Below are 13,908 nucleotides of genomic sequence, written 5' to 3' on the forward strand. Positions count from 1 at the left end.
TCAGGATGAGCATGAGCTGCAAGAAGAGCAGCTGGAGGAATCGGATCCACTATCGTAACCGCCATGATCACTGCCATGGCCATTAATATGGTAGGCATCATTTTGCGATTTGGCGAAATCATCACCGAATAAATACTTGAAGTCTAAATCATGATTATCGGAACTTGCATAAGTGAAGTAAGCAGGAGCAGCATAGTCTGTTTGATGGTAACGTTTCTCCCAATCGACAATCAACTTTGTATGATCTTCTTTCATGAAGGCCGTGAACATTTCAAAGGTCTTTTCCGCCTCCGCACTCGTCGGGTTTCGCATGTATTTCTGCTTCAATTGTTCCAGTTCGAGTGTTTTGAAATCGTGGAGTGAGGCAGTCGCCTTATCATGCTTGAAGAACTTCCCCCATTTATGAATCGAAGTGGAATCAACCGTAAACAGCTGTACATAGTAAAAATCGAACAGAGTACGTTCTACCGGCTTAAAGACAGGTTCCGAGTGAGGGTGATGTTGGATCCTTTGGCCGAGGAAGTTATGGCAAAACGCATCATATTTCGCTTTATCATGTAGCATGATATGCCAAAGCTCATCGACGGTGGCATGAAACATTTCAATTTTTCCGAACACGGCAGTCATGATGAAATACCGCTTCAATTCCCGCCATAGCTCGTTGACTTGATGCTGTGAATACCGAGGATGGTGCATCCGGAAATCTGTATTGATCCTTTCCATATACTCGGTATCCATAGCTTGGTTAAGCTTTTCGATTAGTGCTTCCGAGACGATTTCCGTCTGCTCGACGTTCAATGTCTCTTCATACTTCCGTCGAAACTCCTGTTGATACCGTTCCATCCGCAAGGGTTCACTTCTCCGTTTGACCAGGATAACCATAAGGATCGTGAGAATGGCTGCAAGCAATACATAAATGAAGGTCATTTTTTTCACTCCTCCTACTCTATAGAACTACTACATTACCATTATTTTACACGTAATTGATCGGATTTATAAGAGGTTACCAATTTATATTTTCCATTGAAAAACACCGGGAACAAGGAGGATATATCATTCTTTAGTCCCTTTACGAACAATAATCATATTTAGTATATTTTGGTAAAAGAGGGTTTATTTTCTTTAATCATGAGGGTAAAGAAGTGAGGTAAAATTCTTATCTTTATCTATTCGGGGGAAGGAGAAACGGGAAAAATCTATAGTAAAAAAGGAGCGAGTTATGAAAAAGTCATTTATCTTGATTTTGGCAATGGTATTTGGACTATTTACGGTTCATTTAGGGGCTGTTGGAGCTGCAACGGGTTCATTTGAAATGGGATCAGGACTAAAAAATCCTTTTGAGGGTGCACATAAACAATCATACAAACGGCTGGCAAGTGAAAATGTCATTGAAAAGGAACCCAATAATACGACTAAAAAGTCCAACTCTATAGGCATGGAGCAATTGGTTGTCGGGATTTTCGATAAAGCGAATGATGTGGATTATTATAAAATTAAAGTGAAGCATTATGGACTCTTAGTTGTAGTCGCTGCGACAGAATTCAATAGTTCCCTAGATTTTTCTTTATATAATGCGAAGAACAAAGCAGTTAGTATGGAGAGCTCCAATCGTATAGATAACGCGGATACTAAACTATACTCCGTATCTCCCGGAACGTATTATATTAAAGTGAAAGATACAGGGTCTTTGAAAAACCAGGAAGAATATGCAGTAGGAGCTGTCATGTCAGGGCCTACAATCAAAAAGGTTGGCGATAAGGATACGAGGATAACGGGGGAAGCAGAACCGAATACTACGGTGTTCGTGCAGCTAAACAATAAAGTTATTAATAAAAATGGTACAAAAATCAAAAAGGACGGAAAATATTCGGTCAAAATCGCTAAACAAAAAGCCGGTACGAAAGTGTCTGTTTGGGCAACAGGAACGGTTGGAGGGCAAGATTTTCAGACTACTCCGGTCAAAACGACGGTAAAAGACGTGACGGCACCTCAGACACTTACAGTCAGCAAAGTAACGAGTTCAAGTAAGTCGATTACTGGAAAAACCGAGGCAAAAGCAAAAGTAGAGGTTAAAGCGGGTTCCAAGGTTCTTGGAAAAGCGATAGCCGATAATAACGGCAAGTATAAAGTGAGCATGAAAAAGCAAAAGAAAAAGACAAAGCTAACGGTTGTATCAACCGATAAAGCAGGGAATAGCAAAACGGTCAACGTGACCGTTAATTAAAATGAGGGCCTTTCTCAACCGGGAAAGGCCTTTCCATTCGAAGATAACGGATAATCGAGCAGGGAAGGAAAAAGCAAAAAGAAGAAACTACTGCTATAATAGCTCTATAAAGATATTAGTAGGAGTGACGAAATCAGTGTATTTAACTGTAGAGGAAACGGCTGATTATTTATCAGTGTCCATCTCATATGTGGAAAATTTAATTTTACAAGGGAAAATACGAGTTGTGGATGACGGTGAAGGTGTACTATTGGTCTACAAAGACCAGTTCAAGACACACTTTGAGCAGCTTGAGAAATATAAAATGCTAGTGGAAGAATTGGCGAATGAGCCCATTCCGGAAGATAAAGATATTAAAGATGAAGATTAAACCCTCTTTAGTGAAATGGAAGAGAAAACACGTCTTTGACGAAAAAGCATCTGCTTAAAATGCAGGTGTTTTTTAGTGTTTTAAAGTATATCCTTCCTAATTAATATTTTTTGGAAGCTAAGTGTAGTAGATTTCACTAATTCCGTGTAAAATAATATATACAAAGTTAGATTACGGCTAAATGGTAGATAGGAGATAGGTAAGTGGTAAAAGAGTATTTACAGAGCGAAGGATTTTCAAGGTTCATTACCTTACTTGTGCTGTTTTTATTTCTCGTAAGCATCGGAAGTATGGTCAATATCGTTTTATTCACATTTGTTTTCACTTTTTTAATGGGAAGGCTTGAGCAGTTCATCATGGTTCACCTGAAAAAAGTGATGCCCATCAATTCAAAAGTAGTCATAAGTTTTATATATGTAGTCGTCATTGCTTGTTTAGCTATCGTCCTTTACAAATATTTACCGGTAATTACACTTCAATTTACGGAATTAGTTACACAGATTGTCTTCTTCTTTCAACATCCGCCCGATAGCCGGGTCATACAATATGCCATCAGTTTAATAAATGAACATGAATCACCAATTGATCTTCAAAAGCAGATGAACACGCTCTATCTTTATATATCTGATTTTGGAAAACTGGCATTTCAAATCTTCATTTCTATACTGCTTAGTTTATTTTTCTTGTTGGAGAAAGATAAAATCATTTATTTCACTTCTAAATTTAAACGGGGTAAGTTTAAATCCTTCTTTATAAATATTGGTCATTTTGGTGTGAAGTTCATTAACTCATTTGGAAAAGTCATTGAAGTTCAATTCCTAATTGCCATCACGAATGCAATCTTGTCGGTAGGGTTCTTATGGATACTTGGTTTCCCACAATTGATTGGCTTGGGGATCATGATTTTCTTCCTTGGCTTAATTCCGGTTGCAGGGGTTATCATTTCCCTGATTCCTCTAAGCATGGTTGCCTATAGTATCGGTGGCTTGCCAAAGGTCATTGCTGTGTTGATCATGGTTGTCGTGATTCATGCGCTTGAAAGCTATATTTTAAATCCGAAATTCATGTCGGCCAAAACGAATCTACCAACGTTTTTCACGTTTATGGTCCTCCTGTTTTCCGAACACTTCCTTGGGATATGGGGATTGATCATCGGTATACCAATCTTTATCTTCTTATTGGATATGTTAGATATTGATGAAGAAGCCAAAATGCCTTTAGATAAAACATAAATGGAGCAGCGACCTTTTTAAAGGGTCGCTGCTTATTTTTATTTAAACTGTTTCCAATATAGTTTCTATTTTTAAGGATAAAAGGAGCCGGGCCAGTTGTTCATATGTTTATAGTCTATTTGAATCATAGGTGTTTTCATTATCGGCATGATACTTATATTTAGATAAAGTAAATATATACTTTATATTGCATAAAAACCCAATAAATCGTATACTATTTTTAAATAAAAATACTGAATAGTCGTTAAAATCTAAATTGTTTGACTCTTTTGAAATGAGAGTTTGCGAGAGAAATGAGGGGTTATGTTGAAAAAAGTATCAGTAATCATGTTAGTCGCACTATCATCTTTGCTTTTGGTTTTGACGGGATGCGGTAAGGACAAGGAAGTTTCCACTACAGGTGATGAAGGTTCGAAGGAGAAAACACTTAGAGTCGTCACGGATGCAGCATATGCTCCTTTTGAATATCTAGAAGGTGATAAAATTGTCGGATTCGACGTTGATTTTATCAATGCCGTAGCGGAGGAAGCTGGGTATAAAGTCAAACTGGAACATGTAGGATGGGATCCGATTTTTGTGGAAATCGAATCAAAAAGAGCGGATTTAGCCGTATCGGCGATTACAATGAATGACGAGAGAAAACAATCGTATGATTTCTCGGTGCCTTATTTCCTTTCCACTAACAAAATCTTGGTTCCTAAAAAAAGTGATGTGAAATCGGGAGCAGATTTGAAAGGGAAGAAGATTGCCGTCCAAACAGGTACAACGGGACAAGAAGCGGTAGAAGCACTACTCGGGAAAAATCATAAAGATATTAAAAAATTCGAGAATAATAACTTAGCCATTCAGGAGTTGCTTAAGGGCGGGGCTGATGCTGTCGTAGCAGATAACACGGTGGTCGAAGAGTATGTGAAAAATAATCCCGATCAAAAGTTGAAAGTCGTGGAAGATAGCAAAAGCTTTGAAGAGGAATTCTATGGAATACTATTCCCGAAAGGCAGTGAGTTAAAGGCCGATTTCGATAAAGCGCTCAATGCCATTCTCGATAATGGGAAGTACGCGGAAATCTATAAAAAACAGTTTGGAACGGATCCAGATATCGAGACAGTAAAAGCACAACAATAAAATAGTTATGGAGGAAATTGCGTAACTTTACGTGTGAAGTTACGCAGTTTTTTTGGACTTTTAGGAGGTACATAGAATGAGTTTTCGCTGGGATATAATTTTTGAATATGCTCCTTTTTTATTGAAGGGGACGTTGCTTACAATTGGTTTATCCGTTTCCTCCATTCTCATCGGGACATTTCTCGGATTGCTGATTGGACTAGGGAAGATTGTAAGAAACAAACTGCTCGCCTTTCCGTTTTATTGCTATGTCACGGTTTTTCGGGGGACCCCGCTACTGGTTCAGATCTTTTTAATCCATTTTGGGGTGGTTCCTTTCTTTACCGGTGAAACGAATGCCGTCGCAGCGGGTGTCATTGCATTGTCTTTGAATGCAGCGGCCTATATTGCTGAAATATTCAGGGCCGGAATACAATCCATTGATAAAGGACAAATGGAAGGAGCCCGTTCTTTAGGGATGACACACACACAATCCATGATATCTGTTGTTCTTCCACAAGCATTCAAACGTATGATTCCTCCACTAGGTAACGAGTTCATCGTACTATTGAAAGATTCGTCCTTGGTATGTGTCATTGCCGCTCCGGAATTGATGTATTGGGGAAAAGCGATGGGCAGCCAGTATTTTAAAGTATGGGAGCCATACTTGGCATGTGCCTTCATCTATCTTTGCCTGACTCTTATTCTAAGTTTCGTATTAAATAGACTCGAAAGTAGGTTGAAAACAGAATGATCAAGGTGGAGAATTTAAATAAATCATTTGGTGACCATGAGGTGTTGAAGAATATTAGCGCAACCGTCGCTCCAAAGGAAGTCGTCGTGGTCATCGGGCCTTCGGGATCCGGAAAATCCACATTTCTACGATGTATTAATCAATTGGAGACAATAACGGGTGGCCATATTTATATTGAGGGACTTGATACGACAGATAAGAAGGCCGATATCAACAAAATCCGGACGGAAGTCGGCATGGTCTTTCAGCATTTTAACTTATTTCCGCATAAAACGGTCCTTCAAAATATCATGCTTGCGCCCATAAAAGTGCGGAAAGTTTCCAAGGAACAGTCAGCAGAGACTGCCATGGAGCTGCTTAAGAAAGTGGGTCTTTCCGATAAGGCGAATGCTTATCCAGACTCTTTATCAGGTGGACAAAAACAGCGCGTTGCCATTGCAAGGTCTTTGGCAATGGGTCCTAAGATCATGTTGTTTGATGAACCCACTTCGGCACTGGATCCGGAAATGGTCGGTGAAGTGCTCGAAGTCATGAAGCAACTGGCGAAAGAAGGGATGACGATGGTTGTCGTGACCCATGAAATGGGATTTGCAAAAGAAGTCGGGGACCGTGTGATATTCATGGACGAAGGGCTGATCATAGAAGAAAACATTCCAAGTGAGCTTTTTGACAACCCTCAGCAGGAAAGGACTAAAGCATTTTTAAGCAAAGTCCTATAATACATACGCAAAAAAGAAAGAAACCTTCCGAAATCGGGAGGTTTCTTTTTAGGGACATTACTTAATGTATGAAGCACCTAAAAGCGATTCAGGGCTTTTACCGAGCACCAGCATACTGATTTTCGCGAATCCGGTATTTTCATTTTGGGAGAAGGTTTGTCGAAGAACCTCGATATTCGGATCATCCTTTAACTTTTGAACTTCATCTTTATATAAATTGATAACGGAGGGCATAACGAATTCAGGGGTGTATTCGTTTGGGTTTTCATCCATGATTAATGTGCCCATATATTGATATTTAAATTGGAAAGCTCGTGTTAAGGCAACGACATGAAGAAGTTTTTTAAATAATTCGGGGTATGAATATTCAATTTTTTCTAACGCTTCTTCCGCTGCTTGTAACTCATCGACACTAGATAAAGTGATCATGAATATCTCCTTTCTGAAAATATGAATATATCAGCGTTGCAGTGCTTTTTACTCACTACCAAGTCTAACTCGGCATGTAAATAAAGTAAAATGGTTAGATGTTATCATGAAGATAACCTATATCTATGACAGTGCTTACATTATTTTCTAACTATCTTTTTTAGCTAATGCTTCTTTGGTATATTTCAGCCATTCCTTTGCAGCGTATGAAAGGTATTGATCCTTGCTCCAAATGAATGCCAATTTCCAACGAAGAGATGGACTTTTTATCTTGATGGCCTTCACGCGACTATCCGGCCGGCATAGGCCTTCTGGTAAAAGGGAAATGCCAAGCTTGCAGTAGACCATTTCTTCTATAAAGTCCCAACGTGAGCTTTCCGTTACAATATGCGGTGAGAATCCGGACTCTTCGCAAGATGAAATGATGAGGTCACGCAGGACATAATCTTTGTTGGAAAGAATAAAAGACTCATTTTGAAGGTCACTTAAACTGATTTCATCCTCAGAAGCAAGGGGGTGGGAGGGATGAACGATCAACTTGATGTCTTCTTCTAAAAAGGCAAAATGGTGAAATAAAGCGGTGTTAGTCGGCAGGACGATGACGCCTATATCCAGCTGGTCATTTTGAACGGATTCTTCAATTTTTTTTGAACCAGCTTCGACTAGTTGAAAGGTGATATTGGGATAATCTTCATGAAAACGGCTAAGAATTCGGGGGAAGAAAGAGGCATTGATAATCGGTGGTAAGCCGATTCGTATGTGTCCCTTTTTCAGGCCTAATAAATTATCCATTTCGGTTTCTAAATTATGAAAGGCTTTATCAATTAATTTTGCCTGTTCCAATACGACTCGACCGGCATCGGTCAGAGCCAATTGCTTACGGGAACGATCGAAAAGTTCCACCCCGAGTTCGGCCTCCAGATTTTTAATCATTTTACTGATGGTCGGCTGAGTAATGAACAAGTGATCGGCTGCCCGAGTGAAACTGTTAAAATTATTCACTTCTATAAAGTATTGTAAATGCTTAATATCCATCACATCACCTGCTTATTTCTCTAAAGTACTTTCATTTTACCTGTATACAGAAGGGTTTGTAAAATAAGATTCGCTTGGAAACAGTGTTTCGCCCGTTATATCCTCAACCAACAGAAAAGCTGGTCTCAAAGGAGCCCAGCTTTTCGAAAAAATGATGATGATGTGCTTATTTAACTAACAGGACAGGGACCGGTGAGTTCTGCACGATATAGTGACTGACGCTTCCGAGGAATTCCTTGAATCCGCTTAAACCACGGCTGCCCATGATGATAAGGTCACAGTTATGAGACTCGGCATGGTCCAATAAAGTATGGATGGCCGACCCCTCTACTACAAAAGTCTGAGTTGGATTCGGGATTTCTGATAATAACGCATCCGCTTTTGAAATGACTTCATTTCCATACTTCAGCATCGACCCCTCGATTTCCTGAAAAGCATTTCCATATATGCTTGGATGAATTGGAAGCGTTACAGCGTGCAGCACATGTATTTCGATGGCTGGTTCCAATTTGGCTAATTCAATCGCTTTTTCTAAAGATTTTCGGGCTAAATCAGATTCGTCATAGGCAACTAATATTTTCGAGCAAATCATGTTGATCCTTCCCTTCATTTTCAAGAATATACTTTTATTATAGCAGGTAAAAGGACTTGTATCTTTTCATTTTATTAAATTTTGTGAATATTTGTTGAAGTTTACGTTAACGTCAATGGTAAAATAAAGGTAAATAATCCCTTTGTAAGGTGTGGTTATAGTATGTACACAATTTCTGAGTTAGCAAAAGAGTTTGATTTGACAACGAGAACGCTCCGGTACTATGAAGAATTAGGTATGCTTAGGCCAAATCGGACCGAAACGGGAAACAGGGTTTATGGTAAGAAGGAGTATGCCCAACTTAAAATCATCATGCGTGGCAAGAAGTATGGGTTTTCCTTAGAAGAAATTAAGGATATTGTCGTGCTGTTCGAACAGGACAGAACTGGTGTCAAGCAACTGGAAAGAACGATTGAAAAAGCCGGACAGAAATTATCCGAAATAAATGTACGCATGAAAGAGCTTGATGAATTGAAACAGGAGTTTGAATATATGATTCATGATTTTACGGAAACCCTTTACAGCTTGAAGGTTAAATCATAAGGAAACGTCAAAAAAATGAAAACGAAAGAGGTGGAGGATTTGAACATTCAAGAATCGGTTGCGGTAGTGACAGGCGGGGCTTCAGGTCTAGGGGAGGCGACAGTTAGAAATATCATCCATAACGGTGGGAAAGCAATCATCCTTGATCTCTCCGAAGAAAAAGGGGCCAAGCTGGTCGCAGAGTTGGGGGATTCCGTCCTGTTCGTTAAAGCGGACGTGACGCAAGAGGATAGTGTCACATCCGCACTGGATCAAGGAATTGAAACATTCGGGTCGATTAACACGGTCGTCAATTGCGCGGGGATTGCCATTGGTCAGAAGGTGGTCAGTCGGAAAGGTACACATGAATTGAAAGCGTTCTCAAAAGTAGTGACGGTCAATTTGATTGGTACATTCAATGTCATTCGTCTCGCTGCTGAAAGAATGGTCCATAACCAGGTTAACAAAGATGGAGAACGCGGAGTGATCATCAATACGGCTTCGGTGGCTGCTTTTGAAGGCCAAATCGGCCAGGCTGCCTATAGTGCCTCCAAAGGTGGCATCGTCGGCATGACGTTACCGATTGCCAGGGACCTTGCCTCTTATGGCATTCGAGTCGTTTCGATTGCACCCGGTTTGTTTCATACGCCGATGTTCGACTCGCTCCCTGAAGAAGCGAGGACTTCCCTAGGGAAAACGGTACCGTTTCCTTCAAGGCTCGGGTATCCGAACGAATACGCGAAGCTCACGGAAAGCATAATCACCAACCCGATGCTGAACGGGGAGACGATCAGGCTGGACGGGGCAATCCGGATGTCCCCTAGGTGATGATAATCTTTCGTAATATGAAATAAGAATAGAAAAGAAAGAGGAGAGAGAACAGATGAAGCATCCCTACTTAACAGAAGATCATGAGATTTTCCGTAAATCATTACGCAAGTTTTTAGAGAAAGAAGCCGTTCCGAATTATGAACAGTGGGAAGAAAATCGAATCATACCCCGTTCATTCTGGGAGAAGATGGGTGAGCAAGGCTTTTTATGTCCGGATCTTGATGAAGAGTTTGGTGGTTCAGGAGTGGATTGGGGCTTTCCGGTCATCATCAATGAAGAACTGGAAAGAGTGGGTTCCGGCCTGATTGGTTTCGGGCTTCATAGTGATATTACGGTACCCTATATATCAGCATATGGTACCGAGGAGCAAAAGCGGCGATGGCTTCCTGCATGTACGACTGGGGAAAGGATTACAGCCATTGCCATGACGGAACCGGGAACGGGTTCGGATTTGGCCAATATTAAAACTACGGCGATTTTGGATGGAGATCATTACGTCATTAACGGACAAAAAACATTCATCACAAATGGTATACATGCTGATCTGATTATCGTTGCTTGTAAAACCGATCCAAATGCGGTTCCCAAGCATAGAGGTGTCTCATTAGTCGTAGTTGAACGAGATGCACCTGGATTTTCCCGGGGAAGAAAGTTGAAAAAGCTTGGGTTGCATTGTCAGGATACGGCAGAGCTCATTTTTGAAGATTGTCGGGTGCCAAAGGAAAACCTGCTTGGCGAAGAGGGCAAAGGATTTACCTATTTAATGGAGAAGCTGCAGCAGGAACGCCTTGTGGTCGCAATCTGTGCACAGGCGGCATCCGAGGACATGCTGGCGGATACGATCGAGTACGTGAAAAGCCGTGAAGCGTTCGGGAAATCAGTGAGCCAATTCCAGAATACCCAATTTAAGATTGCCGAAATCGCAACGGAAATCAAAATGGGACGTGCTTTCCTTGATCAGTTGATTGCAAACCATATGGCCGGGGAAAATGTGGTCACCGAAGTGTCAATGGCTAAATGGAGATTGACGGAAACGGCCAGGAAAATTTCCACAGAATGCATGCAGCTTCATGGTGGGTATGGCTTTATGGAAGAATACAAGATTGCTAGACGATATAGAGATATACCTGTAGCGAGCATTTACGCCGGAACGAATGAAATCATGAAGAAAATCATAGCCAAGAACCTTGGTCTATAAAAAAACAGGAATAGAAGGGAAGCGATTAAATGCGCGAAGTGGTTATCGTCGAAGGGATTCGTACTCCGGTTGGTAGAAGGAATGGTGTCTTGAAAGATTTCCGTCCAGATGAATTAGCCGGTGAGGTGTTACGAAATCTGGTAGAAAAAGCAGGAATTGATCCAGCCATCGTTGAAGATGTCATTTTAGGCTGTGTAACTCAAGCAGGGGAGCAGGCTGGAGATATTGCCCGCATCGCTGCCTTGATTGCCGGTTATCCGATTGAAGTGCCTGGAACGACCATCGACCGTCAATGTGGATCGAGCCAGCAGGCTGTTCATTTCGCTTCCCAAGCCATTCTATCAGGGGATATGGATGTGGTTGTAGCTGGTGGTGTGGAAAATATGTCCCGTGTTCCGATGGGCTTCAACTACCAAGGAGCGACAACCAGCCAAAAGTATTTGGGTAGGTATGAGGTGATCAATCAAGGCCTTTCAGCCGAACGAATCGCCGAAAAGTGGGAAATATCGCGTGAGGAATGTGATGCATACTCTGTTGAAAGCCATGAAAGGGCCTTGCGTGCCCAAAAAGAAGGCTATTTTGACCGGGAAATCATTCCTGTCACAGGGACGGATAAAGAAGGAAACTTGATTGATGTGACAGCCGACCAAGGGCCAAGGGCCGGAACGACGGTTGAGGTCCTTTCTGGACTGAAACCCGTTTTTAAAGAAGATGGACTGATTCATGCCGGGAATTCGAGCCAAATCAGCGACGGGGCTGCGGCTTTACTGTTAATGGAAAGAAGCAAGGCAGAAGGGCTTGGTCTGAAACCACGTTTTAAAGTGCATACACGGGTGGTTGTCGGTTCAGATCCGACCTTGATGCTGACAGGACCGATCCCGGCCACGCAAAAAGCTTTGGAGAAATCGGGCCTTTCCATTGAAGATATCGATATCTTTGAAGTCAATGAAGCATTCGCCCCCGTTCCGCTAGCATGGTTGAAGGAAACGGGTGCTGACCCGCAGAAGCTGAATCCAAACGGAGGCGCGATTGCCCTGGGGCATCCACTTGGCGGAAGCGGTGCCCGATTGATGGTTTCCATGATGCATGAATTAGAAAGGACAGGCGGCCGATATGGACTGCAAACCATGTGTGAAGGACATGGAATGGCCAATGCAACGATTATTGAAAGGTTGGATTAATCGGTAATTTCACGTGAAGGTAAAGGCTTGGAAAAGAAGAAGCTGTCATCATCAGGCAAGTGCTGGATGATGCAGGTTACTTGAGGAGGAAAAGAGATGTCAGTTACGATTAACACGCTATTCGATCAGACGGTTCAAAAATTCCCCATTAAAGAAGCTATCTACGACGTGAGAAGAAATATCCGATATACATACATCCAGTGGAATGACCAGGTGAATAGGTTGGCAGCGGCGCTCCAAGCAGAAGGTGTCCAAAAGGGGGACCGGGTCTCGACCTACCTTTATAATAATGAAGAACTGGCCACCGCATTTTTTGCCTGTGCCAGGATTGGGGCGGTCTTTAATCCGATTAACTTTCGATTGATGGCCGAAGAGTTAGCCTTCATCATAAGTGATGCAAAGCCAAAGGTCCTCCTGTTCGAGTCTGCGCTGCAAACGTCCGTGGCGGCGATTGAAAAGCGTTTCCCAAGCATTGCTTTTTGGTTTATCGATGAGAAAGTGCCTAGCTATGCCACAAGTTATCGGGAAAAACTAATCCATACCTCCTCCATGCCAGTAGAGGTCGATATTCATGAAAATGATGTCTATGCCATCATGTATACGAGTGGGACGACAGGCAGGCCTAAAGGAGTCGTCCATCTTCATAAGGACATGGTCGAGCAGTCAGCGATTTTGATAGAGGCGATGAAATATGAAAGTAGAGACAGCGGGTTGATTACCGCACCCATGTTTCATTGTGCTGAATTGCACTGTTCGTTTTTACCGCGCGTGCAGGTCGGCGCTAAGAATGTGATCATGCATCAGTTCCATCCTAAACAGGCATTGGAACTAATTGAATCAGAGGGAATCACCAAACTGTTTGCGGCCCCGACGATGTGGAACATGCTCCTTCAGGAGAACCTGGAGAACTATAATATTCAAAGTCTGAACCTCGGGTTGTACGGTGCAGCCCCCATGGCACCAGCGCTCGTTCGCACTTGTCAGGAAAAGCTTGGCATTCAATTCATCCAGGCTTATGGGATGACCGAAATGGGCCCTGCCATCACGTTGCTGTTAGAAGACGATCAAATCAGGAAATCCGGTTCAGCGGGACAGGCGTGCCGTGGCCATGAAATCATCATTGCCCGTCCAAGTGAAGAAGGCCCAGCGGATCCTGAAGATATGATGGGCCCTGGGGAAACAGGCGAAATTCTTGTGAAAGGACCCTGTATCATGCAAGGGTACTTCCAAAGAGAGGGAGAGACGGAAAAGGCCCTTCATAAAGGCTGGTACCATTCGGGGGATATCGGATTCCTTGATGAAGACGGTTTTTTATGGGTCAAGGATCGCGTGGATGATATGATCATTTCAGGCGGTGAAAATGTCTATCCACGTGAAGTGGAAGATACCCTTTATGAACATCTTGGGGTCCTCGACTGTGCGGTGATCGGTCAACCAGATGATAAATGGGGAGAAACGGTAACGGCCTTCATTGTTGCGAAAGACCCCTTGTTGACAGAGAGCGATTTAGAGAAATGGTGCAAGAGTAGCGTGACACTGGCGAACTATAAGCGGCCCCGGCGATATATCTTCTGTGATGAGTTACCGAGAAACGCCAGCGGCAAAATCCAAAAGTTCATGCTTCGCAAACAGTTAGAAGAAAACGTCATGAAGGAACAATAATTTTGAAAGCCCCTAAAAAGCATAAGCGAATAGCCGATAAAATTAGGGACAACAT

15 protein-coding genes are annotated in these 13,908 nt (G+C 42.2%); 11 read left to right on the forward strand and 4 right to left on the reverse strand.

Features of this window, described 5'->3' with window-relative positions:
• A complete protein-coding gene (locus ACQKL5_RS18550; protein WP_427610357.1) occupies positions 1–927 on the reverse strand; it encodes a hypothetical protein in 927 nt (308 codons plus the stop codon).
• A gap of 292 nt (positions 928–1,219) precedes the next feature.
• Between ACQKL5_RS18550 and ACQKL5_RS18555 the strand changes: the two genes are divergently transcribed.
• The 6 genes from ACQKL5_RS18555 to ACQKL5_RS18580 all read left to right on the forward strand — a co-directional run bounded on the left by ACQKL5_RS18555 (position 1,220) and on the right by ACQKL5_RS18580 (position 6,403).
• The gene (locus tag ACQKL5_RS18555) at positions 1,220–2,224 is read left to right on the forward strand and encodes an Ig-like domain-containing protein (RefSeq protein ID WP_427610358.1); all 1,005 of its coding nucleotides are present in this window, start codon (positions 1,220–1,222) and stop codon (positions 2,222–2,224) included.
• A gap of 136 nt (positions 2,225–2,360) precedes the next feature.
• Positions 2,361–2,594 (forward strand): excisionase family DNA-binding protein, encoded by a 234-nt coding sequence (locus ACQKL5_RS18560; RefSeq protein ID WP_427610400.1) that lies wholly within the window; start codon positions 2,361–2,363, stop codon positions 2,592–2,594.
• Between the two features lie 203 nt (positions 2,595–2,797).
• Complete coding sequence (locus ACQKL5_RS18565) at positions 2,798–3,826, forward strand: AI-2E family transporter (RefSeq protein ID WP_427610359.1); 1,029 nt, start codon at positions 2,798–2,800, stop codon at positions 3,824–3,826.
• 306 nt (positions 3,827–4,132) lie between these two features.
• The gene (locus ACQKL5_RS18570; protein ID WP_427610360.1) at positions 4,133–4,951 is read left to right on the forward strand and encodes a basic amino acid ABC transporter substrate-binding protein; all 819 of its coding nucleotides are present in this window, start codon (positions 4,133–4,135) and stop codon (positions 4,949–4,951) included.
• A gap of 76 nt (positions 4,952–5,027) precedes the next feature.
• Positions 5,028–5,684 (forward strand): amino acid ABC transporter permease, encoded by a 657-nt coding sequence (locus ACQKL5_RS18575; protein ID WP_427610361.1) that lies wholly within the window; start codon positions 5,028–5,030, stop codon positions 5,682–5,684.
• Positions 5,681–6,403, forward strand: a complete 723-nt coding sequence (locus tag ACQKL5_RS18580; RefSeq protein WP_427610362.1) for an amino acid ABC transporter ATP-binding protein — start codon at positions 5,681–5,683, stop codon at positions 6,401–6,403. The genes ACQKL5_RS18575 and ACQKL5_RS18580 overlap by 4 nt, the downstream gene beginning before the upstream one ends.
• A 57-nt stretch (positions 6,404–6,460) precedes the next feature.
• Here the strand turns inward: ACQKL5_RS18580 and ACQKL5_RS18585 are convergent, their stop codons facing one another.
• The 3 genes from ACQKL5_RS18585 to ACQKL5_RS18595 form a co-directional block, all read right to left on the reverse strand.
• Positions 6,461–6,832 (reverse strand): hypothetical protein, encoded by a 372-nt coding sequence (locus ACQKL5_RS18585; protein WP_427610363.1) that lies wholly within the window; start codon positions 6,830–6,832, stop codon positions 6,461–6,463.
• A gap of 147 nt (positions 6,833–6,979) precedes the next feature.
• On the reverse strand, positions 6,980–7,867 hold the full coding sequence (cidR, locus tag ACQKL5_RS18590; RefSeq protein WP_427610364.1) for a cidABC operon transcriptional activator CidR: 888 nt from the start codon (positions 7,865–7,867) through the stop codon (positions 6,980–6,982).
• A gap of 166 nt (positions 7,868–8,033) precedes the next feature.
• Positions 8,034–8,459: a universal stress protein gene (locus tag ACQKL5_RS18595; RefSeq protein ID WP_427610365.1), complete on the reverse strand. Its 426-nt coding sequence runs from the start codon at positions 8,457–8,459 to the stop codon at positions 8,034–8,036.
• Positions 8,460–8,621: 162 nt separating this feature from the next.
• Here ACQKL5_RS18595 and ACQKL5_RS18600 point away from each other — a divergent pair, with 162 nt between their 5' ends.
• The 5 genes from ACQKL5_RS18600 to ACQKL5_RS18620 all read left to right on the forward strand — a co-directional run bounded on the left by ACQKL5_RS18600 (position 8,622) and on the right by ACQKL5_RS18620 (position 13,853).
• Positions 8,622–9,002, forward strand: a complete 381-nt coding sequence (locus tag ACQKL5_RS18600) for a MerR family transcriptional regulator (protein ID WP_427610366.1) — start codon at positions 8,622–8,624, stop codon at positions 9,000–9,002.
• Positions 9,003–9,017: 15 nt separating this feature from the next.
• Entirely contained in the window at positions 9,018–9,809 is a 792-nt protein-coding gene (locus ACQKL5_RS18605) for a 3-hydroxyacyl-CoA dehydrogenase (RefSeq protein ID WP_427610367.1), read from the forward strand.
• Between the two features lie 55 nt (positions 9,810–9,864).
• Positions 9,865–11,010 (forward strand): acyl-CoA dehydrogenase family protein, encoded by a 1,146-nt coding sequence (locus tag ACQKL5_RS18610; protein WP_427610368.1) that lies wholly within the window; start codon positions 9,865–9,867, stop codon positions 11,008–11,010.
• A 29-nt stretch (positions 11,011–11,039) separates the two neighbouring features.
• Positions 11,040–12,191, forward strand: coding sequence for a thiolase family protein (locus tag ACQKL5_RS18615; protein WP_427610369.1), 1,152 nt, complete (start codon positions 11,040–11,042; stop codon positions 12,189–12,191).
• A gap of 96 nt (positions 12,192–12,287) precedes the next feature.
• On the forward strand, positions 12,288–13,853 hold the full coding sequence (locus ACQKL5_RS18620; RefSeq protein ID WP_427610370.1) for a fatty acid--CoA ligase: 1,566 nt from the start codon (positions 12,288–12,290) through the stop codon (positions 13,851–13,853).
• Positions 13,854–13,908 lie beyond the last annotated feature (55 nt).

This window comes from Peribacillus sp. NPDC097675 (assembly GCF_050277655.1).
In the GTDB taxonomy this organism is placed as follows: domain Bacteria; phylum Bacillota; class Bacilli; order Bacillales; family DSM-1321; genus Peribacillus.

What these genes read in the sequence shown, in the direction of transcription:
- ACQKL5_RS18595 (WP_427610365.1), bottom strand. Translation starts at nt 8,459, where the DNA reads ATGATTTGCTCGAAAATATTAGTTGCCTATGACGAATCTGATTTAGCC.
- ACQKL5_RS18585 (WP_427610363.1), bottom strand. Translation starts at nt 6,832, where the DNA reads ATGATCACTTTATCTAGTGTCGATGAGTTACAAGCAGCGGAAGAAGCG.
- cidR (WP_427610364.1), bottom strand. Translation starts at nt 7,867, where the DNA reads ATGGATATTAAGCATTTACAATACTTTATAGAAGTGAATAATTTTAAC.
- ACQKL5_RS18605 (WP_427610367.1), top strand. Translation starts at nt 9,018, where the DNA reads ATGAAAACGAAAGAGGTGGAGGATTTGAACATTCAAGAATCGGTTGCG.
- ACQKL5_RS18580 (WP_427610362.1), top strand. Translation starts at nt 5,681, where the DNA reads ATGATCAAGGTGGAGAATTTAAATAAATCATTTGGTGACCATGAGGTG.
- ACQKL5_RS18575 (WP_427610361.1), top strand. Translation starts at nt 5,028, where the DNA reads ATGAGTTTTCGCTGGGATATAATTTTTGAATATGCTCCTTTTTTATTG.
- ACQKL5_RS18615 (WP_427610369.1), top strand. Translation starts at nt 11,040, where the DNA reads ATGCGCGAAGTGGTTATCGTCGAAGGGATTCGTACTCCGGTTGGTAGA.
- ACQKL5_RS18620 (WP_427610370.1), top strand. Translation starts at nt 12,288, where the DNA reads ATGTCAGTTACGATTAACACGCTATTCGATCAGACGGTTCAAAAATTC.
- ACQKL5_RS18550 (WP_427610357.1), bottom strand. Translation starts at nt 927, where the DNA reads ATGACCTTCATTTATGTATTGCTTGCAGCCATTCTCACGATCCTTATG.
- ACQKL5_RS18610 (WP_427610368.1), top strand. Translation starts at nt 9,865, where the DNA reads ATGAAGCATCCCTACTTAACAGAAGATCATGAGATTTTCCGTAAATCA.
- ACQKL5_RS18555 (WP_427610358.1), top strand. Translation starts at nt 1,220, where the DNA reads ATGAAAAAGTCATTTATCTTGATTTTGGCAATGGTATTTGGACTATTT.
- ACQKL5_RS18600 (WP_427610366.1), top strand. Translation starts at nt 8,622, where the DNA reads ATGTACACAATTTCTGAGTTAGCAAAAGAGTTTGATTTGACAACGAGA.